This is a genomic window from Mesorhizobium sp. LjRoot246 (assembly GCF_964254115.1).
GTDB lineage: Bacteria > Pseudomonadota > Alphaproteobacteria > Rhizobiales > Rhizobiaceae > Mesorhizobium.
In genome coordinates this window covers 3,743,001-3,764,529 of the sequence record NZ_CAXUSN020000001.1, presented here as the reverse complement: position 1 = coordinate 3,764,529, position 21,529 = coordinate 3,743,001, and the positions used below count along the sequence as shown (strand labels likewise).

19 protein-coding genes are annotated in these 21,529 nt (G+C 63.3%); 7 read left to right on the top strand and 12 right to left on the bottom strand.

Going from position 1 to position 21,529, the window contains the following annotated elements:
- Positions 1-10: 10 nt before the first annotated feature.
- Genes ACSQ3L_RS18250 through cpaB form a run of 7 tightly spaced genes read right to left on the bottom strand, consistent with a single transcriptional unit; the run spans position 11 to position 7,296 of the window.
- Positions 11-976: a type II secretion system F family protein gene (locus ACSQ3L_RS18250; RefSeq protein ID WP_436161219.1), complete on the bottom strand. Its 966-nt coding sequence runs from the start codon at positions 974-976 to the stop codon at positions 11-13.
- A 1-nt stretch (position 977) separates the two neighbouring features.
- Entirely contained in the window at positions 978-1,943 is a 966-nt protein-coding gene (locus ACSQ3L_RS18245; protein WP_436161218.1) for a type II secretion system F family protein, read from the bottom strand.
- A gap of 4 nt (positions 1,944-1,947) precedes the next feature.
- On the bottom strand, positions 1,948-3,369 hold the full coding sequence (locus tag ACSQ3L_RS18240; protein WP_436161217.1) for a CpaF family protein: 1,422 nt from the start codon (positions 3,367-3,369) through the stop codon (positions 1,948-1,950).
- The gene (locus tag ACSQ3L_RS18235) at positions 3,366-4,580 is read right to left on the bottom strand and encodes an AAA family ATPase (RefSeq protein WP_436161216.1); all 1,215 of its coding nucleotides are present in this window, start codon (positions 4,578-4,580) and stop codon (positions 3,366-3,368) included. The genes ACSQ3L_RS18240 and ACSQ3L_RS18235 overlap by 4 nt, the downstream gene beginning before the upstream one ends.
- 36 nt (positions 4,581-4,616) lie before the next feature.
- A complete protein-coding gene (locus ACSQ3L_RS18230) occupies positions 4,617-4,886 on the bottom strand; it encodes a hypothetical protein (RefSeq protein WP_436161215.1) in 270 nt (89 codons plus the stop codon).
- Positions 4,887-4,890: 4 nt separating this feature from the next.
- On the bottom strand, positions 4,891-6,336 hold the full coding sequence (locus ACSQ3L_RS18225; RefSeq protein ID WP_436161214.1) for a type II and III secretion system protein family protein: 1,446 nt from the start codon (positions 6,334-6,336) through the stop codon (positions 4,891-4,893).
- A gap of 33 nt (positions 6,337-6,369) precedes the next feature.
- On the bottom strand, positions 6,370-7,296 hold the full coding sequence (gene cpaB / locus ACSQ3L_RS18220) for a Flp pilus assembly protein CpaB (RefSeq protein WP_436161213.1): 927 nt from the start codon (positions 7,294-7,296) through the stop codon (positions 6,370-6,372).
- 237 nt (positions 7,297-7,533) lie between these two features.
- Here cpaB and parE point away from each other — a divergent pair, with 237 nt between their 5' ends.
- Together parE and ACSQ3L_RS18210 are read left to right on the top strand one after the other, a co-directional pair.
- Positions 7,534-9,588, top strand: coding sequence for a DNA topoisomerase IV subunit B (parE, locus tag ACSQ3L_RS18215; protein WP_436161212.1), 2,055 nt, complete (start codon positions 7,534-7,536; stop codon positions 9,586-9,588).
- 44 nt (positions 9,589-9,632) lie between these two features.
- Positions 9,633-11,696 (top strand): FUSC family protein, encoded by a 2,064-nt coding sequence (locus tag ACSQ3L_RS18210; RefSeq protein WP_436161211.1) that lies wholly within the window; start codon positions 9,633-9,635, stop codon positions 11,694-11,696.
- On the opposite strand, the gene ACSQ3L_RS18205 is transcribed toward ACSQ3L_RS18210, so the two are convergent.
- On the bottom strand, positions 11,693-12,817 hold the full coding sequence (locus tag ACSQ3L_RS18205; protein WP_436161210.1) for a DUF2336 domain-containing protein: 1,125 nt from the start codon (positions 12,815-12,817) through the stop codon (positions 11,693-11,695). The genes ACSQ3L_RS18210 and ACSQ3L_RS18205 overlap by 4 nt on opposite strands.
- Before the next feature lie 171 nt (positions 12,818-12,988).
- Between ACSQ3L_RS18205 and ACSQ3L_RS18200 the strand changes: the two genes are divergently transcribed.
- The 3 genes from ACSQ3L_RS18200 to ACSQ3L_RS18190 all read left to right on the top strand — a co-directional run bounded on the left by ACSQ3L_RS18200 (position 12,989) and on the right by ACSQ3L_RS18190 (position 15,360).
- Positions 12,989-13,946, top strand: a protein-coding gene (locus tag ACSQ3L_RS18200) for an IS630 family transposase (protein ID WP_436161209.1) whose coding sequence is annotated in 2 segments (ribosomal slippage) — positions 12,989-13,339 and positions 13,341-13,946 — 957 coding nt in all. Because the reading frame shifts where the segments join, the coding sequence is not laid out codon by codon here.
- Between the two features lie 76 nt (positions 13,947-14,022).
- Complete coding sequence (locus tag ACSQ3L_RS18195; protein WP_127259620.1) at positions 14,023-14,475, top strand: MaoC family dehydratase; 453 nt, start codon at positions 14,023-14,025, stop codon at positions 14,473-14,475.
- 3 nt (positions 14,476-14,478) lie between these two features.
- Positions 14,479-15,360, top strand: coding sequence for an HpcH/HpaI aldolase/citrate lyase family protein (locus tag ACSQ3L_RS18190; RefSeq protein WP_436161208.1), 882 nt, complete (start codon positions 14,479-14,481; stop codon positions 15,358-15,360).
- A 7-nt stretch (positions 15,361-15,367) separates the two neighbouring features.
- On the opposite strand, the gene ACSQ3L_RS18185 is transcribed toward ACSQ3L_RS18190, so the two are convergent.
- Positions 15,368-16,042, bottom strand: a complete 675-nt coding sequence (locus ACSQ3L_RS18185; RefSeq protein ID WP_436161207.1) for a methyltransferase family protein — start codon at positions 16,040-16,042, stop codon at positions 15,368-15,370.
- A gap of 400 nt (positions 16,043-16,442) precedes the next feature.
- Here ACSQ3L_RS18185 and ACSQ3L_RS18180 point away from each other — a divergent pair, with 400 nt between their 5' ends.
- A complete protein-coding gene (locus tag ACSQ3L_RS18180) occupies positions 16,443-17,177 on the top strand; it encodes a TetR/AcrR family transcriptional regulator (RefSeq protein WP_436161206.1) in 735 nt (244 codons plus the stop codon).
- Here the strand turns inward: ACSQ3L_RS18180 and ACSQ3L_RS18175 are convergent.
- The 3 genes from ACSQ3L_RS18175 to ACSQ3L_RS18165 form a co-directional block, all read right to left on the bottom strand.
- Positions 17,155-19,056: a CASTOR/POLLUX-related putative ion channel gene (locus ACSQ3L_RS18175; RefSeq protein ID WP_436161205.1), complete on the bottom strand. Its 1,902-nt coding sequence runs from the start codon at positions 19,054-19,056 to the stop codon at positions 17,155-17,157. The genes ACSQ3L_RS18180 and ACSQ3L_RS18175 overlap by 23 nt on opposite strands.
- Positions 19,057-19,212: 156 nt before the next feature.
- Positions 19,213-19,821, bottom strand: coding sequence for a flavin reductase family protein (locus ACSQ3L_RS18170; RefSeq protein WP_436161204.1), 609 nt, complete (start codon positions 19,819-19,821; stop codon positions 19,213-19,215).
- On the bottom strand, positions 19,822-20,406 hold the full coding sequence (locus ACSQ3L_RS18165) for a nitroreductase family protein (RefSeq protein WP_436161203.1): 585 nt from the start codon (positions 20,404-20,406) through the stop codon (positions 19,822-19,824). It lies immediately after the preceding gene.
- A 156-nt stretch (positions 20,407-20,562) separates the two neighbouring features.
- On the opposite strand from ACSQ3L_RS18165, the gene ACSQ3L_RS18160 reads away from it, so the two are divergent.
- Complete coding sequence (locus ACSQ3L_RS18160) at positions 20,563-21,525, top strand: hypothetical protein (RefSeq protein WP_436161202.1); 963 nt, start codon at positions 20,563-20,565, stop codon at positions 21,523-21,525.
- Positions 21,526-21,529: the final 4 nt, after the last annotated feature.

The following is a 21,529-nucleotide window of genomic DNA, read 5'->3' as shown; positions in this document are numbered from 1 at the left end:
CAGGGGTACCCTAGTGTGTGCCCGTCAGTTTGACGATGATTGGAATGGTCGCAATCATCAGCACCACGGGCAGGATGCACACCACCACCGGCACAGACATCTTGGCCGGCAAGGCATGCGCCTTCTCCTCGGCCAGCGACATGCGCTTGTGGCGCATTTCGTCGGAGAAGACGCGCAGCGCCCCCGACAGGCTGGTGCCGAGTTCCTTGGACTGCTGCAGCAACGTGGCGAAGGAACGCACCTCGTCCAGGCTGAGGCGGTCGGCGAGCGCCTTCAGCGCATCGTCGAGACTGCGCCCGGCCCTCAGCTCCAGCGACACCAGCTGCAGGTTCTGGCTGAGCGCGGGATAGGTCTTGGAAAGTTCCTTCGAGACGCGCTCGATGCCAGCCTCCATGCTCATGCCGGCATCCGAGCAGACGATCATCAGGTCCATGAAATCGGGAAACCCGTTGCGATACTCCCGCCTGCGTTCCCGAACTTTCTGGCTCAGCACCAGGCCGGGCAGGAAATAGCCGGCCGCTCCCGACAGGATGACGAATGTCCAGCGGCTGGCCATCGTCGCGTCAGGGCTGGCCATCCACCGGTTGAGCACAAAAACACCGATAGCCGTGCCGATCATCGCGGTGAACCGGATCAGGAAGAACATGCCGACAGCGCGCGGCTCCATATATCCCGCCTGGATGAGCTTCATGCGCAGTCGGGCGACATTTTCCGGATCGCTTTTGGCGTAGAATTCCTGCGCCCGCTTCACCGCCTTCTCGCGCACGACGCCGGTATTCTTCTTCTGCACCGGCTCTGGTTTCGCGGCCACCGGAGCATTGTCGACCCTGAGCCGGCGCATGACCTCGTTGCGATCGCCCTTTGCCGTCACCATCGGCCAGGCGACCGCGGCGGCCCCTGCGGCCAGCAGCAGGATGGCCACCGGCATCAACGAGGTCGGCGCAAGCGAGGCGAGGAATTCGATGAAGCTTTGCATGTCAGAACTTGAAATTGGACATCTTGAACATGATCAGATTGCCCAGCATCAGCCAGGTGATAGAGCCGCCAATCAGGTACCAGGTCTTCGGCTCACCCCAGACATCGCGGTAGAAGGCCGGCATCAGCGCCATGATGGCGGCAAACAGCAGTGCCGGTATCGCCGTCAGGATGTAGGCCGACAGGCGGCCTTCGGTCGAAATGGCGCGCACCTTGCGGCGCAGCTTGCCGCGCTCGCGGATCGTCAGGGCCAGGCCATCAAGGATTTCGCGCAGATTGCCGCCCGAACTGCTCTGGATCGAAACGGCGGTGAGGAATAGCGGCAGGTCCTCATGGCCGACCCGATCGAACAGCGAATTCAAGGCCGAAACCAGATCCGATCCATAGGTCACTTCGTCGGCGATGACGCCGAACTCGGTGCCGATCGGGTCGGGCATTTCGCGCGACACCATGGCGATCGCCACCGGCACCGGATGGCCGGCCTTCAGGCCACGCGTGATCAGTTCCAGTGCCTCCGGCAGCTGCATGCCGAAGCGCTTCAGCCGGCGCTTGCGCTTGAAACGCAGCGTCATCACCGGCAGCATCGGCACAAGCACCGCAAACAGGACAAGTCCCAACAGCGGCGGCAAGCCATACCAGATGGCGACCAAACCCATGGCGAATGCCACGCCGCAGGTGATCATCAGGAATTTCGACAGCGGCATGATCATGCCCGACTGGGTTCGCAGAGCGCGGAACCGGTCCGGCGAAAACAGCGGCGTGCCCGCTTCAAGGCCGCGCTCCTTGCGCAGCTGGACCAACACCTGCTCCTGGCTGATCTTGTTTTCCTGCAGTTTCATGCGCCGGTTGATGGCGGTGCGCTTGTCGCTGCGGCCGGCATAGAGCAGGTAGCAGGCCTCGGCGATCAGGATGCCGGTCAGAGCTGCCGCGGCATAGACGACATAGATCGCGCTGAGCCCGTCGAACACTTGGCTACTCCTGCGGCCGGCCGGGTTCGAAATATCGTCCGGGGAACTCGATGCCCATGGCGCGCAGATCCTCAAGGAAGCGCGGCCGGATGCCGGTCGCCTCGTAGTGGCCGAGTATCCTGCCGTCGGCCTCCATGCCGGTGCGCACGAAGCGGAATATCTCCTGCATCTGGATGACGTCGCCTTCCATGCCAGTCACCTCGGCGACGCTGGTCACCTTGCGCTTGCCGTCGGACAGGCGCGTCAGCTGGACGATCAGGTCGAGCGCGCTGGCGATCTGGCTGCGGATCGACTGCACCGTCATCGGCATGCCGGTCATGCCAAGCATCTGCTCAAGCCGAGAAATGGCATCGCGCGGCGTGTTGGCATGGATGGTCGCCATCGACCCTTCGTGGCCGGTATTCATCGCCTGCAGCATGTCGAAGGCTTCCTCGCCTCGGCATTCGCCGAGAATGACACGGTCGGGGCGCATGCGCAGGGCGTTTTTGACGAGGTCGCGCTGCTTCAGCTCGCCATGGCCTTCGATGTTGGCGGGACGCGTCTCCATGCGCGCGACATGCGGCTGCTGCAACTGGAGCTCGGCCGCGTCCTCGATGGTGATCAGCCGCTCATCTTCTGGAATGAAGGCCGACAGCGCGTTGAGCATGGTCGTCTTGCCGGTACCGGTGCCGCCCGAAATGATCGTCGTCTTGCGGGCATGCACGGCCGCTGCCAGCACTTCGGCCATGTTCTGGGTGATGGCGCCGAATTCGACCAATTTGTGCAGGCCGAGCTTGTTTTTGGAGAACTTGCGGATCGACACCAGCGGCCCATCGACCGCAACCGGGCGGATGGCGGCGTTGAAACGCGATCCGTCCAGCATGCGCGCATCGACCATCGGTTGCGATTCGTCGACGCGACGGCCGACCGCGGCAACGATCTTGTTGACGATGCGCAAGAGATGCGCCTCGTCCTTGAACGGAATATGGACCGGCTGCAGCTTGCCTTTCTTTTCGACGAAGCAGTTCTGGTGGCCGTTGATCAGGATGTCGTTGATATCGGGGTCCTTGAGCAGCGGCTCGAGCGGACCGAGGCCGACCATCTCGTCGACAATGTCGTCGACCAGCGCGTCAAGCTCGACGGTGTTGATCGCCATCCGCTCCAGTTTGGTCTTTTCCGACACGAATTCATGCACTTGGCGGCGCATCTCGTCCTTGGGCAAACGCTCCAGCGCGACAAGGTTGATCTCCTCGAGCAGCAGCCGGTGGATACGCACCCGCGCATCAAGCACCTTGTTGGCGTTCTTTGCCGGCGATGCTTCCGGCTTTGACGGCAAAGCCTTTCGGTTCGTCGGAATGACGACGGCATGATGGGCGACCGGCGTCGGCTCGGCGGCGCGCTGCGGACGCGCATCGCGGTTCTGCAAGGTGGAAAAGCGGCTGGTCATCCGGCCTTCCTCTTCAACAATCCACGGCCCATGCCAAACAGCGAGCGCGATTTCGCTCGGGTTGGAACCGCTTCCTCCGGCAGGATGATCTTCTTCAGATCATTGACGACATTGGCGTTCGGATCGATCTCGTGCAACGGCACGCCGCGATCGACCGCCTCTCGCACCAGCCGGTAGTTGTTGGCGATACCGCCGACGAAATGCTCGCCGAGGATTTCCTGGACGTCCGCCTGCTTGATGCCGTTGTCGAACATCTTCTGCTCGAAACGGTTGACGATGACGTTCGGCTTCACTTCCTTGCCGGCGGTCTCGTAGACCGCCTGGATCAGCCGCTGCGTGTGGCGCAGGCACGGCACCGTCATTTCGGCGACGATGTAGAGCTTGTTGGAACCAAGCAGCACGGTCTCGGTCCATGGAAACCAGGTGCGCGGCATGTCGATGACGACATTGTCGAAATACGCCGAGACCAGGTCCAGCATGCGCACCACGACATCGGTCTTGAACGAGCGCATTTCCGAGGGATGCGTCGGCGCCGCCAGCACACAGAGACCGCTTGCGTGCTTGGACAGCATCACGTCGAGCAGTTGCCGGTCGAGGCGCTCGGGCTGATTCTCGATCTCGGTGATGTCAAAGCGCGGTTCGAGGTCGAGATATTCGGCGCAGGCGCCCTGCTGGAAATTGAGATCGACGACGCAGGTCGAGGCGCCGCGCGTCACCGAATGATGCAGCTGGAAGGCGGTTTGCAGCGCCAGCGTCGTGGTGCCGACGCCACCCGCGGCCGGCATGAAAGTGTAGATCTGCGACTCGGTGTTTTCCTCGCGCCCGGGTCCTTGCAGCGCCCGCACCACGGAGCGCACGAGATCGGCAGTGGTGATCGGCTTGACCAGGAAATCCGCGACCTTGAGCTGCACCAGGATGCGCACCGCGGCCGCGTTGAACTCCTGCGTGACCACGACGACCGGCACCTTGTCCTCCAGCCGGCGCATGATGCGCTGCAACGACTCGACCTCCTCCAGCCTTGCCGCATCCATGTCGACGATGATGGCGCCGAAGTCGGCTTCCTGGATCTCGCCGCGCAGCTCGGTGACATTCTTCTCCACTGTCGAGAGCTGGATGACCTCGGAGGCAGCGAATGCGGTCCGCGTGTCCTGCACAAAGGTCCTGTCGGTCGATATCAGCAGGATCTTCCTGGTCTTGATGCCGTTTGCCATTCTGTCAGGTCGCCCGTTGGATCAGTTGCGGTTGAATCAGTTGCTTGCGCTAGACTGCGACGCCTTCGCATCGGCGGCCTGATCGGGCGTAACAGCCGCAGCACTCTCGCGCTGCGCGGGCACCAGAAGCCTGGTGTTCTGGACCCCGTATTTCCAGGGATCGACCATCTGCATGACGGTGTTGGCGGCCTGCGCCTCGCCGGCGCCGATCGTCGGCCCTTCGCTGCGCACATAGTCGTCGCTGGTGCAGCCGGCGGCCCAGCCTGACAGCAGCAAGGCGATGCTCGATCTCAAGGCCAGACGCATGGCTTCAGTCCTTTGGCAGGTCGAGGAAATGCCCGGCCGAAGCGGCCGCGGCAGGTTGGGTGACACGGCCGTCGGCCAGCGCCACGGAGCGACCGGTATCGGAGCTCTTCACTTCCTCGGTGTTGTTGAGAAAATAATCGGCGTTGCTGGCCGGCTGCGTGCCATCTGTCGGCTCGACGAGCTTCTTCGACGGATCGACCGGCTTGACCAGATAGGGCGTGACGATGATGACCAGGTCGGTCTCGCGTCGCTGATAGGATTTCGAGGAAAACAGTGCCCCGAGCACCGGCATCTTGCCGAGGCCGGGAATGCGCGACGTGGTGATGTCGTTTTGCGACTGCAGCAATCCGGCGATCATGAAGCTTTGGCCGTTCTTCAGGTCGACCGACGTCCTGGCCCGGCGCACGATGAAGCCGGGAACCGAGATGGTGCCGATATTGTAGGAGGCCGAGGCATCGATCGAGGAGACTTCCGGCGCGATGTCGAGGCTGACCAGCCCGTCCTTCAGGACGGTCGGCGTGAAATCCAGGCTAACGCCGTATTTCTTGTAGCTGACCGAGATCTTGCCGTTGTCCTCGGAGACCGGGATCGGGAATTCGCCGCCGGCGAGGAAGCTCGCCGTCTGGCCGGAACGGGCGATCAGGTTCGGCTCGGCCAGTCGCCGCGCCAAGCCGCGCTCTTCCAGCGCCTTAATGGCGATGTCGATCGACACGCCGTTCGACAAAAGCCGGCCGATGATCTCGCCGGTACCGGCCGCCGGCACCGTACCGGTATCGATTGTGACATCGCGTCCGCCGAGGCCGTAGGCGAAATTGGCGGCGTATTTTGCGCCGAGATCCTGGCTGGCCTGACGGTTGATCTCGACGAAGCGGACGTTGAGCTGGACTTGCTGCGACGAAGAGATGTTGACCGAGTTGATCACCTCCTCGGTGCCGGAAAAGCGCGTCGCGATCTTGTTTGCCTTTTCGGCCGCGACGGCGTCATCCGCCTCGCCCGACAGCACGACACGGCCATTGGCCGAGCCGACCTTGATCCTGGCATCCGGCACGCTGGCGCGAATGGTGCTGGCCAGTTGGTCGGTGTCGAGCGTCACCTCGATGTCGACGGTGCCGACAAGCTGCTTCTTCTCATCGAACAGTGCGATGCCGGTGGTGCCGAGATTGTTGCCGAGCACATAGAACGATTTGTCGGTCAGCGGATTGACGTTGGCGATCTCCGGGTCGCCGATGACGATCTGGTAGAAGGCGGCACTGGTCATGATCGTCTTCGGCTTGCCCTTGGCAACCTTGATCGACGCATTCTTGGTCGACGACACGTAGACGATGTCGTTGTCGGCTCTAGCCGAGGCGCCTAAGGCCAGCATCGCGGCGGCAGCCAGCGAAGCCGCGACGGCCACGGTGCGCAAAACGCGCAACCGTCCCGTGACCCGATATGTGATAAGCCCGAACATTGTCCCCGTCCCTCACCCAGTCCCCACTGGCTTCTATTTCTGGTCCCGCGAAGGAACCTGGTATTCCTCGGCTTTTGTGCCGCGCGTCACGATGACCGTCTTGAACTTCGGTTTCTCCGGTTCCTTGGTGGCGGCATCGAACAGCGAGCTGGCCGCGGCCTGCACGTTCGAGGCGACCGATCCGCCGAAGGAAGAGATGGTGGTGACGCCGTTCTTGCCGTCGCCACCTTCGCTGGAAGAGCGAAGCGACAGTGACAAGGTGCCGACGGTGCGGGCAAGCGCCACTTTCTGCGCGCCGTCGGTCGTCACCTCGATGGTCACTGAATTGGCGATCTGCGGCGTCGTCTGGCGCACGTCGGCGCCCTGCCCGACGCTCAGCACCTTGGCGTCGGAGACGACGATCTCGGAGGTGATGGTCGAACCGGCCGCACCCTGCGCGTTCTTGGCCACTTCCTGGATTTCGCCGGCATCGCGCGTCAGCACGACGTCGACGCGGTCGCCCGGCGTGACGAAGCCGCCGACACCGGCGATCTCATCGGTGCGGATGGTCACCGCCCGCATTCCAGGCGTCATCATGTTGGAAAGCGTCGCGCGGCCATTTGGCCCGGACAGCTTGGTCAGCAGCACCGGCTCGTTGACGTCGATCGGCGACAGCACCACGCGGCTGCCGTCTGCGAGCAACGCATTGATGGTGGCGAAGGCGCCCTGCGGCACGGACTCTTGCGACCACGGAATTTCGCTAAGCTGCGCCCGGTCGAGTTCCATGCCGTAGCGCAGCGGCGCATTCGCCACCACGATGGTCTTGAATTCCACCCTGGGTACGACAGGTGCCGGAATCGACGCCGTCTTCTCTTCGGAATCGGCCTTAGCCTGGCTCTTGACCCAGAAATCCGCGGCAAAGATCGATATCGCGCCGAAAACGGCGGCGATGCCGATCATCGATATGGCCTTGCCCCTCACGCCTAAACCCCTGATATCAGCAGTTTCTTGTTTTGTTGGGCTCACGCTAGGCCGCATTGTTAAAGAATCGGGAATCTTGCGCGGCGGCATCGGACCTATTTCCGCCAGCTTGGTTATCGAATGGTTTTGGGTTAAGAGGAGCAATATCCCCGAACGGAACAGGAACCTCGGTCGCTTGGCGCTGAAAAGCGTGGCAGTATCGCGAGGTGATTCGCAGCACCGGACCCTATGGCAGGCATGGACGACAACAACGATCTCTTCGGCAATATGGACAAGCAGCCGCTGCCGGTTCGCACGCCGGCGCGCCCGGCGGATCCGCTGGTGCAGGCCACCAAACGTCCTGCCGCAATCAAGGATGGCAGCGAGGGCTATAGCGCCGCCGACATCGAGGTGCTGGAAGGGCTGGAGCCGGTGCGCCGCCGGCCAGGCATGTATATCGGCGGCACCGACGACAAGGCGATGCACCATCTGTTCGCCGAGGTCATCGACAATTCGATGGATGAAGCGGTTGCCGGCCATGCCACCTTCATCGACGTCGAACTCTCGGCAGACGGCTATCTCACCGTCACCGACAATGGCCGCGGCATCCCGGTCGATCTGCATCCGAAATTCAAGAAGCCGGCACTCGAAGTGATCATGACGACGCTGCATTCGGGCGGCAAGTTCGACTCCAAGGTCTACGAGACATCAGGCGGCCTGCACGGCGTCGGCGTTTCCGTGGTCAATGCGCTGTCGGACCATCTCGAGGTCGAAGTCGCGCGTGGCCGTCAGCTCTATCGGCAGAAATTCTCACGCGGCGTTCCGGTGACTGGCCTCGAGCAGTTGGGCGAAGTTCACAACAGGCGCGGCACAAAAATCCGCTTCCACCCCGACGAGCAGATTTTCGGTAAGGGCGCGGCATTCGAACCGGCGCGGCTCTACCGCATGACGCGCTCGAAGGCCTATCTGTTCGGTGGCGTCGAAATCCGCTGGACCTGCGATCCGTCACTGATCAAGGAAAAAGATCCAACGCCGGCCAAGGCGGAGTTCCATTTTCCCGGCGGCCTGAAGGACTACCTCAAGGCATCGCTCGGCGACGACTTCCAGGTGACGCGCGAAATCTTCGCCGGCAAGAGCGACAAGCAGGGCGGCCATGGCTCGCTCGAATGGGCGGTGACCTGGTTCGGCGGCGACGGCTTCATCAATTCCTACTGCAACACCATCCCGACCGGCGAAGGCGGCACCCACGAAGCCGGTTTCCGCAACGTGCTGACGCGGGGCCTGCGCGCCTATGCCGACCTCGTCGGCAACAAGCGTGCCTCGATCGTCACCTCGGAAGACGTCATGATCTCGGCGGCGGGCATGCTGTCGGTGTTCATCCGCGAGCCGGAATTCGTCGGCCAGACCAAGGACAGGCTGGCGACGATCGAGGCCATCCGCATCGTCGAGACCGCAATCCGCGATCCGTTCGACCATTGGCTGGCCGACAATCCGCAGGAAGCCTCGAAGCTGCTCGAATGGGTGATCGCACGCGCCGACGAGCGGGTACGCCGACGCCAGGAAAAGGAAGTGTCGCGCAAGAGCGCGGTGCGCAAGCTGCGTCTGCCGGGCAAGCTCGCCGACTGCACGCAAAATGCCGCCGCGGGTGCTGAACTGTTCATCGTCGAAGGCGACTCGGCCGGCGGCTCGGCCAAGCAGGCGCGCGACCGCGCCAGCCAGGCGGTACTGCCGCTGCGCGGAAAAATCCTCAACGTCGCCAGCGCCGGCAACGACAAGCTGGCCGCTAACCAGCAGATCTCGGACCTGATCCAGGCGCTCGGCTGCGGCACGCGGTCGAAATACCGCGACGAGGATCTGCGTTACGACCGCGTCATCATCATGACCGACGCTGACGTCGACGGCGCCCACATCGCGTCGCTGCTGATCACCTTCTTCTACCAGGAGATGCCGGCACTGGTGCGGGGCGGCCATCTCTACCTCGCTGTGCCGCCGCTTTACTCGATCCGGCAAGGCGGCAAGGTCGCCTATGCCCGCGACGACGCGCACAAGGACGAGCTCCTGCGCACCGAATTCACAGGGCGCGGCAAGGTCGAACTCGGCCGCTTCAAGGGTCTGGGCGAGATGATGGCCGCGCAGCTCAAGGAGACCACGATGGATCCGAGGAAGCGCACGCTGCTTCGGATCGACGTTATCGACGCCGAGGCCGCGACCAAGGACGCTGTCGATGCATTGATGGGCACCAAACCCGAAGCCCGCTTCCGCTTCATCCAGGAACGCGCCGAGTTCGCCGAGACGGAAGTGCTGGATATCTAGCCGCCAGCCGGTCCATAACAAGCTCCAGTTGCGGAGACGAGCATGTGACCTGGGCGCGGCTGAAGGGCTACTTCGAGGCGAGTTTGGCCGGGCTGACGCAACCGACGCGCTCGGACTGGATTTTCGCCCTGCGCACCGTCTCGGCCGGCCTGATCGCTCTTCTCGTCGCCTACGCCCTAAAGCTCGACCACCCGCAATGGGCCATGATGACGGTGTTCATCGTCGCCCAGCCGGTTGCTGGCATGGTGCTGGCGAAGGGCTTCTACCGGCTGCTTGGCACGCTCGTCGGCGGCGTTGCGGCGATCGGCATAACCACCGTGTTCGGCGCCAACCCCTGGGTGCTGGTGACGGTGCTTGCCGTCTGGATCGGCATCTGCACCTTCGTCTCGTCGCTGCTGCGCAATCCCGAAGCCTATGGTGCCGCCCTTGCCGGCTACACCGCGATGATCATCGGCCTGCCCGCTTTCGGACAGCCGCACCTCGTCGTCGACCTCGCGGTGGCGCGCTGTGCCGAGATCGTGCTCGGCATTGTCTGCGCCGGCCTGACCAGCCGGCTGATCCTGCCGAAACTGGCCAGCGATGCCATCATTTCGCGCCTGAAACGCTGCATCCTCGATCTCGCGACCTACGCGGGCGGTGCGTTCTCCGGCGGCGATCCGGCAACGCTGTCCGCCCTGCACCGAAAGTTGGTCGCCGACACCCAGACGCTTGGCGAGATGCGCGCCTATGCCAGGCTTGAAGCGCCGAGCTTCGCGCCGCGCGCCCATCCGGTCCGGCGCACCATAGGACAGTTGCTCTCGGCCCTGTCGGCCGCACGCGCGCTGCATTCGCACGCCGCCCCGAAGAATGCGGCGCTCATTCCGGTGCGCTCGGAATTGCAGTCCCTGGTCAGCGAACTGGCGACAAAGCCCGGCGCGTTGGACGATACGGCGCTGTGGATGGCTCGGCTCGATGCGATTGCCGGAAACGCCCGGCAAATGCCCGATGCCTCGACGGACCAGGGCGACGACAGGGTCGGCACCATCACCCGCCTCACCATCGCCGCCGATTTCGCCGAGGCGCTCAAGCAGGTGCTGCGCGGCCTCGACGCCTTGCGCGCGCCGGTCACGCGCCCGGTTCGCGGCAGCAGGCAGCCTGCGCTGGTGGTGCATCGCGACCCCGGCGCATCGCGCAACGCCGTGCGCGCCGCCCTTGCCACACTGCTGGTCGCGGCCTTCTGGCTGACGACGAAATGGTCGGAAGCGGCCGGGACGGTCATTCTCGTTGCCGTCGTGTCGAGCCTGTTCGCCGCTCGCCCCAACCCGGTGCAGGTCGCCTGGGGCTTCTTCAAGGGAACGCTGCTGGCGCTGCCCTTTGCCTTTCTCGTCGGCCAGGTCGCGTTGCCCGCTTTACCCGGATTCGGCTGGTTCATGCTGTTTGTCGTGCCGATCCTGGTACCGACGGCACTGGCCATGGCCAATCCACGCTATGTCGGCGTGGCGACGGCCTTCGCCATCAACTTCCTCGCCTTCCTCAGCCCACATCAGGCCATGACTTACGATCCCGGACCCTTCTTCGCCGGCTCGGCGTCGATCCTGGTCGGCATCCTGCTGGCGATCGGTGTCTTCATCGTCGTGCTGCCCGCCGATCCGTGGCTTGCCGCCAGCCGTATCGTGCGCGCCATGCGCGAGGATTTGGCGCGGCTTTGCCTGCATGAGCGCGTGCCGAGGCGTTCGGCCTTCGAGAGCCTCGCCTATGACCGCATCAACCAGCTGATGCCGCTGGTGCAGAATGCCGGCCGGAAGGGCGATGCGGTTCTGGGCGGCGGCGTCGCCGCCGTCACCGTCGGCCTGGAGGTCCTGCGGCTGCGCGATGCAAGCCAAGGCCATGCCATCCCATCCGAGACCGCGCTGTCGATTGCCAACTTCCTGAGAGGACTGGCGCGTGAACTGCTCTTCCGCGCCCCCGGTGATCCGCGGACGTCGACCGTCGCCGTCGCGCGCCAATATGCGGCTGGTATCGCCCAACGAAACGGTACCGGCGAAATGCTGCAGATCGCGGCATCGCTGCGCATCATCGCCGCCGCGATGGAGGATTTCCCGGATTTTTTTGCGAGGGATAAAGGCTAAGCCGCGGCGATCGCCAGTGCATGGCCACGCGCGTTCTCGCGCAGCGCGTCGAGATGGATCGACTTGACCAGCGCGGCGAGATCGCCTTCGGCGGATTGACCGCCCACCTCTTTCAGCATCAGCCAGCTGACCTCCTGCACACCGGCGACGCGCTTGCCATTGGCGACCTCGCGCCAAATCTTCAGCGCACGCAGGATGATGGCGTGGGTGGCGGCGGCGAGGCCGGCACTGCGGAACAACGCCTGCAGGGCGACATCGTGCCCGCCGGCCAGCAGCGCCCTCACCCTTTGTTCGGACTGCTGGCAGAGCGCGACCAGCGCCGAGCCGAAGAAATCGACCTTGCCGTGCGCGATGGTGCGGATGAGGAAGCTCGCGGTAAGGTCGCCGCGCAACCTGAGATGCTCGATCAGGGCCGCGTGTTCTTCCTGGCGCGTGCCCTCGATCAGCGTCACCGAAGCCTTGACGCAGGCATCACGCATGACGCGGTCGGCTCGCGCCGCGCCCATCAATGCCATCACCAGCGGCGACGTTTTCAGCATCTCGCCGAGCTTGACGAGCAGCATATGGCGGCAGTCGGCAGGCAGGCGGGCATCCGATATCAGCGCCTCGCGCACCAAGGGCAGATGGCCGTGGCGTTCGGCCATGCGGCGGAAGCTGAGCGAGGCGATGTCGGCACCGCTGTTGGCGAGCAACACGGCACAGGCTTCCGCCTCGCCGATCTCGGCAATGGCCGCCGACAGCGCCATCGAGACGAGCGGCCGGTCGGCGATCAATTTCTGTGTCACCTTCGGACTTGATGCCACGCGGTTGATCAGATCGGCGTCGGTGAGCAGCGGCGAGCGCGCCAGCACCACGCCGGCGACTTCCGGCTGGTCGGAGGCCAGCACGCTGATGATCTGCAGTGGTGCGTGGTGGCTCATAGACAGCGCCTCAGCCATCGCCAGACGCACTTTCGACGAGGCATCGTCGAGCAACAGCGTCAGCGCCGCCTCGGCGGCGCAGCGGTCTTCGAAAGGCAATTCGGAATTGATATAGGCCCGGGCCAGAGCACTCGCCGCCGCGGCGCGCTCCGACACCCTGGCCGTGTAGATCCACTTCAGGAAATGCGAAACAACAACCATGTCCGTCTGCTTACGCCCCTTGCCAGAAGGTTTCTGGCCCCGGTCGGAACGGTAGGCAGAAATGGTTTACGAACGGTTCACCATGTTCATTAGAGCGTCGGGCGAATTGGGTGAATCGATGTGATTCCCTTTTTGGTGGAACTGTGATTCCCTTGGGCACGGAGGCGCTTCATGGGAAAAATAACTTCGGCTGATTTGCGACTTCGGATGGTGCGGGGCATTGCAGCTGGTAAGTCGCGGCGAGCGGTGGCGGCTCAATTTGAGGTGGCTCCGTCAACGGCGGTGCGGGTGCAAGCGCGGTATGCTGCGACCGGTTCACTGGCGCCGGCGCGGCAGGGCCGCCCGGCCGGCTCTGGCAAGCTGGGGCCGTTGCGGCAGGTCATTTTGGATAAGGTGCATGCCAAACCGGACATCACGATGCCGGACCTTGGCGCCTGGCTCGAGGCTGAGCACGGGGTGAAGGTGGACCCTTCGAACCTGTCGAAGTTTCTGTGCCGGGAAGGGCTTACCTATAAAAAAAGCGCTGCTGGCGTCGGAGCAAGAACGCCCCGACGTGAAGCAAGCCAGGCGTGACTGGCGCGAGCGCCGCCAGCCGCTGATGCGATGTCAACCGGCGCGGCTGGTCTTCATCGACGAAACCAGCGTCAAGACCAACATGACGCCGTTGCGTGGCCGCGCCCCTCGCGGCGAAAGGCTGCGGGCCGACGCGCCTTTCGGCAAATGGCAAACCCAGACCTTCATCGCCGGATTGCGCTGCCATGAACTCGTGTCGCCCTGGATCATCGAAGGAGCCATGGACGGCGCGGCTTTCGATGCCTATGTCGAGACCCAGCTTGCACCAAGCCTGAGCCGTGGCGACATCGTCATCCTCGACAATCTCAACGTTCACAAAAGTCCGCGCGCCGCACAGGCCCTGGCCGAGCGCGGCGCGTGGTTCCTGTTCCTGCCCAAATACTCCCCAGACCTCAATCCCATCGAGATGGCCTTCGCCAAGCTCAAGACACTGCTGCGCAAAGCCAAAGCGCGAAACTATGACGATCTCTGGCGCGCCATCGGCAATATCTGTGATCAGTTCAGCCCAACCGAATGTTGGAACTTTCTCAAAGAGGCCAGCTATGTTGCATGTTAATCGCCCGACGCTCTAACTGGCTTGCGGGCTTGGTTTGCAGCGCATATCAACCGTCAAACAGCGGAGGTGATAGAAAATGGCAGGGCTTTACCTCGAAGAGTTCGTCGTCGGCCATGTCTTCCAGCACACGCTGCGCAAGACCGTCACCGAAAGCGACAACATGCTGTTTTCGGTGATGACGCTGAACCCGCAGCCCCTGCATATCGATTTCGATTTTGCCGCCAAGAGCGAATGGGGCAAGCCGCTGGTCAACTCGCTGTTCACGCTCGGGCTGATGATCGGCATTTCGGTCAATGACATCACGGTCGGCACCACGGTCGCCAATCTCGGCATGAAGGAGACCGTGTTTCCGCACCCGGTCTTCCATGGCGACACCATCCGTGTCGAGACCACGGTCATCTCGGCGCGGGAGTCGAAATCCAAACCCGATCGCGGCATCGTCGAGTTCGAGCACCGCGCCTACAATCAGCATGGCGATCTCGTCGCCAAATGTACGAGGCAAGCGATGATGCTGAAGAAGGCGGCCTGACCAATGCGCTCGCTGCTGTTCGTCCCCGGCGATTCCGAGAAGAAGCTGGAAAAGGGTTTTGGTGCCGGCGCCGACGTGGTCATCGTCGACCTTGAAGATTCCGTGGCGCCACGGAATAAGGCGGCGGCACGCGAGGTGGCGGCGCGCTTCATCGCCGAGCGCAGGGCACAAACCAGCTCAGTCATCTATGTCAGGGTCAACGACCTGTCGACGGGGCTGACGGATGACGATCTGGCAGCGCTCGTTTCAGCCAAGCCGGACGGCATCATGCTGCCCAAGTCGAACAGCGGCCAGGATGTGCAGCATCTCTCGGCAAAGCTCAGGGTGCGCGAGGCCGAAAACGGCCTGGCCGATGGCGCGATCAAGATCCTGCCGATCATCACCGAGACGCCGGCAGGCGTGCTGGCGGCGGCGACCTATGCGGGGGCGAGCGCGCGGCTTGCCGGGCTCACCTGGGGCGCGGAAGATTTGTCGGCGGCGCTCGGTGCGCGCACGGCCCGCGACGAGCATGGCCGCTACACGGACGTGTTTCGTCACGCCCGCACCATGACCATACTCGCCGCTGGTGCGGCGGAGGTCGCGGCGATCGACACCGTCTTTCCGAATTTTCGCGACATGGCAGCCTTCCAGGCGGAATGCACCGAGGCCGAGCGCGATGGCTTCACCGGTAAGATGGCGATCCACCCCAATCAGGTGCCCGTCATCAACGCTGCCTTCACCCCCTCGGCCGAGGCGGTGAGACAGTCGGCAGCGATCGTCGCGGCGTTCGAGGCAGCGGGAAATCCCGGCGTCGTCGGCATCGGCGGCAAGATGTACGACCGCCCACATCTGCGGCTGGCCGAACGACTTCTGGCGCGGGCAAAGGCGGCAGGTGTTTCCGCCTGAGCGCCCGCTACCAGATCAATGGAATCAGGCGGTAGCGAACACGGGCTGCATAGTCGTCATAGCCACGCAGCCCAGTGCGAAGCGTTTTCTCTTCGATGAAGGTGCGGATGGCCAAGAGAACGACGAGCACGAGTACCGATGCCAGCCCCCACCAGGAACCAAGCAGAAGTGCCGTGCCGGCGAAGAAGAGGATGGCGCCGGCATACATCGGATGGCGGACGTAGCTGTAAGGCCCCGTGGAGATCACACGTTGTCCGCGTTCGTCCTGGATCTTCACCACGGGCGCCGCGAAACTGTTCTCCAGCATCGTCAGGTAGCAGATCCAAATTCCGAGCAGCAGGACCAGCGCGCCGACCACCTGCACCCAGACGGGAACCGCGGACCAGCCGAAACGGACGTCGAATCCCATGAATATCTGCGAACCAAAGATAGCGAACAGAAGTATGGACAGCAGGACCTTGTCGGCCGCGTCCTGATTCTTCTGGATGGGAGAGCTCAGCCGCTCATTCATCAGGCCGGGATCGCGCCTCGCCAGCGCCACGCCCAAGGTGAGACTGAGCCCCACCATCCCCACCAGATAGACCCAGGCCCCCGGCCAGTGCAGCGTACCGGCCGACAGGAAGAGCAAGGCGCCCATGGCGCCAAACCAGATGAATGTCTGAAGGACCAATTTCGCGATCATGATTGACCTTTCACGATATGCCCTCACCGGCATTGGCAATTTTAGACCATCGGTCTATCATACCGACCATCGGTCTACGGTTCAAGCGGACTATCGACCCAAGGCTCCGAACTCGGCTTAAGGCCTGGCGGCAGCCAGTTCGGCGGTGTCGGCAGCTTTTGCGCCGGCAGCATTCACGATAGGAATTTTTTCTTGACCCCATGACCTCAGCTATGGTACACATTTGGCTATGGTGCTGATTTGCGCCAGTGACCCGCCGCACAGGCGGGTTTTTCGTTTGATGCTCCGTCAGCCTGCGCGCCGCGAAGGCTCCGAAGGCACCCATTAACCCGAATTCGTTGCCCTGGCTGCCGACCGTCCGGACTGGACGGGAGCAGCCATCACGTGCAGAAGGTTCATCATGCCCCGTGTCATCAAGCATCCAGAGCTCAGGCGAGAAGAACTTCTGGACCATGCCCAGACCCTGTTCCTGACGCAGGGCTATGACAAGGCGAGCCTTAACGACGTGATTGCGTCTGCCGGCATCTCGAAGGGCGCCTTCTATCACTACTTCCCCTCCAAGGAGGCTCTTCTGGAGGCATTGGCCGATCGCTTTGCAAGACAGGCACTGGCTGGGGTCCAGGACATACTCGACGATCCCGGCCTCGACCCGCTTGGCCGCTTGAATGGCTTGCTCAGCCAATCGCGGCGGGCCAAGATCGAGACCGCACCGGAAGCTTGGGCTCTTTTCGAGACGATGTTTCGGCCTGAAAATCTGGTGCTTTTCCACCGTATCAATCTGGCCGCCAGCGCGTCGTTTTCACCGCTGCTGGTCAAGATCATCAGGCAAGGCATCGAAGACGGCACTTTCAGAACCTTCGATCCGGAAGGTGTCGCCGACATCGTCATGCAGTTCGGCATGGCCACGCGTGACGTCGTTGCCAAGGCCATTACAGGCGGCAGCGACGCCGACATGGAGATCGCGATCGAAGCCCTGGAGAAACGCGTCAGGCTCTACGAGATCGCTCTCGACCGCATACTGGGCCTGCCCGATGGAAGCATTCGGATCGGCGAGCCCGGCTATGTGCGCACCGTCATGACGGCTAGAAGGCGAACGAATGCCGGCAAGGCCCTCAGTCCCGCGCCAGCACGATGATCCGGTCCTCCGGCAGATAGGCCAGCGCTTCCGACTTCAGCGGGTTGACGGTGACGCCGCCCAGCGCCCGCTGGTCGGCCTCTCCGGCACGGATGCGCCGGTAACCTATGGCGATTTCGCCGCGCAATCGCGCCGATTCCGCGATCGTCCAGAAGGTCAATGGCCGGTCGATGGCGACATAGTCGGCGACCGGACGCATGTAGATTTCAGAACCCTTCTCGTCGAGCAGGTCATCGAAGATCGCGGCGAGATGCTGATTTTCAGACGCCTGCGCCAGCATCAGGCTGACCAGCCTGTTGCTGACGACGAAATCATCGGCCTTGGTCACTGCCGCAAGCTCTCGGTTGCGCACGTCGATCATCTCGCTGACGATCGAGATGTGCATGCCGGCATCGTCGGCAATCTTGCGCAGATGCAGCAGCGCCACCAGCGTGCGCGTATCGGCGGGTTGCGCTGCCATGGTTTCGCTGTAGCCGAGGACGAGCACGTGGTCGTAGGAAGGCACGTCCAGGCTTGCCAGCGCGCTGCTGCTCGACGTGTCGGTGACGCGGCAGGAAACCGCCAGATTGTCGCCGACGACCGGCAGTTCGGCAACTTCCCGCTCGAGGCCTGATGTGTCGGCGGCGATGGTCAGGATCGACCCAGGCGCGACGTAGCGCGACAGTTCATAGGTGATGATCGGGCCGCGCCGGTTCCAGCCGAGGATCAGCGTGCGCTCCGGCTTCGCCGCGATTGACCGCGGACCAAGGATCGCTGCCGCATCGATCTTGATCCCAGCGCTTCCCAGTTTTATCGCGGCATCGTCCTCCGCGATGACAATGGCGCGCATGTCCTTACCGATCACCAGGTCCGAATCTGGGTTGAGATTGACGCGCCCGTTGCGATCGCAAAGCCCGATCAGCGCGCAGTGCTCGTACGCCATCACCGCCTCGCCGAAGGTCTTGCCGGTGAGGTCCGGCTGCTCGGTCGTGTAGATTTCACAGCCGTCGAAATCCAGCAGCTCCGAATAGACGCCGCTGAGACCCGACTGCCGGCTCGAATGCACGACGATGCGCGAGATCAGCTGGTCGGCCAGCACCAGTTGCACCTCGGTTCCGCCGACGACGCGAGCGACCTCGGCGTTCTTGCCGTCGCGGATCTCCGCGGCAATGTTGTAAGGGTCGGCACGCCGGCTCGGGTCGTTGACCAGCGCCAGCACCGTCTTGATGACCTGCGAATCCGGATCGTCGCCCGCCGGCGACAGCACGATGACCGACCGCGAGGTCTGCGGATTGACGATGGCCAGATCGTAGAGATCGGTCGGGTCGCCGCTGCGGCAGATGATACGCGTGTTGCCCAGTTTGCCGACCTTGGCCGCGATCTCGTCCTCCATCTCGACCTTGTCCATATTGGCCATGACGACGATGCGCGGACGGCGGCGGCTGGCATTGGCAATGACGAGTTCGGAGATGACGTCGAAGATCGACGGCGACCAGTTGAGGATGATGGTGTGGTCGGTCTCCAGCACTCGCGAACGGCCCTTGCGCAGTTCGTCGAGCTTGCTGTCGACGCCGGCGCTGAGCACGCCGATGAGGGCCGACACGACGAAGATGCCGGCAAGCGTGACAAACAGCATAACAAGACGGAAGGCCCAGCCAGTGTCACCGCCCATCGTGCCGGAATCGAGCGTGCGCATCAGCGATTCCCAGAACGCTTCGACAAAGTTCAGCGGCTCACCGCCCTCCGGCGCTATGCGGGTCGCAGCAAGGAAAGCGGCGGCGGCGATGATGATCAGCAGCGAAGCGACGGCGAGCCAGCCGATCAGCGCGATCGGACCGGCGGCCATGCTCTTGTCAAACCCATAGCGCAGCCGGGTTCCCAGCGAGTCTCGTTTCTTCATGTCGCCCGCGCCCCGCAATGTCCCCAAGGTCGATGCGTAACCCCAACGCATCGCCGAAGCCGCTCTCTTAGCGTGTGTTCAGACAAAGGGGAATCGCTTTCGCGTGCTCACGGCCATCGAATCCGCCGACGCGCGGGACGGCGGCCGAACCCAGGGTCAGTCCTTGTCCCAGCGCGGCCGGCGCATCGAAAACACCTCGTCGACGCTGGCATAGTCCATATAGCCGAGACGAGCGACGTTGCCGGCCTTGGTGATGTCGAACAGGCCGTCTGTCAGGAAAGCGTCGTCGATATGAACGCCGACCACTTCACCGGCGACGACCACAGCACTTGTCGGCGATCCGTCCAGCGATTTTGGCCGAAAGACTTCCGTCACCCGGCATTCGAGCGCGGCAGGCGCCGCCGCCACCCGCGGCGGCGCGACGAGGCGCGACGGCGCCATGGCGAGATCGGCATAGACGAACTCGTTGACGCCGCGCGGCGCGTTGACCGACGTGCGGTTCATCTTCTCCGCGAGGTCGCGGCTGACGAGATTGGCGACGAACTCGCCCGTCTCTTGAGCAAAGGAAGCGCTGTCCTTCTCGCCCTCGGAGGAGAACCAGACAATGAACGGCCGCGTCGAAACGGCATTGAAGAAGGAGTACGGCGCGAGGTTGATCTCGCCAGCCCTGTTCAGCGTCGAAATCCAGCCGATCGGACGCGGCGCCACGATCGCCTTCGAAGGGTCGTGCGGAAGGCCGTGGCCCTTTGAAGGCTCATAAAACATTCAGCCCGCCCACGGCCCCGAATAGTCGCCGTAAAGCTTTGCCGGATCGGGCCGCGGCCGCTCCGGCGCCGGGCCGGCAAAGGAGCCGATATGGATGAAACCGACGACCCGCTCCTGCGGCGCCAGCCCCAGCAGTGCCCTGCCCTCCGGCACATCGGAATACCAGTTGCTGATCATGTTGGTGCCGTAGCCCAGCGCGTTGGCCGCTATCATCAGGTTCATCGCCGCCATGCCGCCCGACAGGAACATTTCCCATTGCGGGATTTTTGGATTCTCCCTGGTGATCGACACGACGCCGATCACCAGCGGCGCGCGCGAGAACCGCGCCAGTTCCTGGTTGCGGCGGCCTTCCGGCAAGGGACCTTCCCGCTGCTCGGCAAGCGCTGCCAATTGTCTGCCGATTTCGACGCGGGCCTCGCCGCGGTAGAGGATGAAGCGCCAGGGCTCCAATCGGCCATGGTCGGGCACCCGGGAGGCGGCGGCGATCATCGTCGCGATCTCCGCATCGCTCGGCGCCGGCTCCTTCAAATCGGGGATCGGTGCGGAGTTTCGGGTCAGCAGGAAGTCGATGATCGGCGACGCCATGGGCGCAAGTCTCCTGAGCATTCTGTTTTGAGCTGAAGCGCACCATCGGGAATTCGGGCGGCTCGGGCATTGGCGCGGGATACGCCGGACGAAGAGTCGTATCGATCGGACTCTTAAGCCTTGAAATTGCCACCGCCATGGGCTTCAACGCAAGGCATGTTTGAGGGGACTGTCCGTGTTTTCCTGGTCTGGCTCGGCGCCGTACTGTTGATGGCGCCGGTTTCGCTTGCCATGGCACAGAACGTCGACGGCATCAGCAACCTGAAGCTCCCAGGAATTTCGAGCTACGCGACGCCGAAAGGCGAGACATCGCTGGCACTGAGCGGCGGCGGCGCCATCACGCTCTCCGCCCAGTTGACCGACAAGGGTTCCGACATCACGCGCGGCATCGTCTGGCGGGTCTTCAAGCCCGAAGCCGTCAACGGCAAATTGCCGATGGTCGCCTCCGCCCATGGCGGCACCGCCGTCTTCCAACTCGAGCCCGGCAGCTACCTGGTCCACGCCTCTTACGGCCGGGCAGGCGCCACCAAACGCATCACTGTCGGCAAGGACACCAAGCGCGAGAGCCTCGTGCTCGATGCCGGCGGCCTCAAGCTCGACGCCGTTCTGTCGGGCGGCGTGCGCATTCCGCCGAAGAAGCTGCGCTTTTCGATCTACGAGGGCACCGCCGAGGCCAATGGCGACCGCGCGCTGATCATTCCCGATGTCGAACCCAACAGCGTCGTGCGGCTCAACGCCGGCATCTATCATATCGTATCGACCTATGGCGCGGTCAACGCGGTCATCCGCTCCGACATCCGCGTCGAGGCCGGCAAGTTGACCGAAGCCACCGTCGAGCACCACGCCGCCGAGATCACGATGAAGCTGGTGCGCGAAACCGGTGGCGAGGCGATCGCCGATACCTCCTGGTCGCTGCTCAACGAATCCGGCGATCCAATCAAGGAAACCGTCGGCGCCTTCGCCTCGATGGTGCTGGCCGAGGGCGACTACACCATCATCGCCAAGAACCGCGACCGCATCTATCAGAAGGATTTTACGGTCGTGGCCGGGCAGAACCAGGAAATCGAGGTTCTGGCCAGCGAGGCTGCGGCGATGGACCCGGAAGAAGGCGCTGATTAGTTCG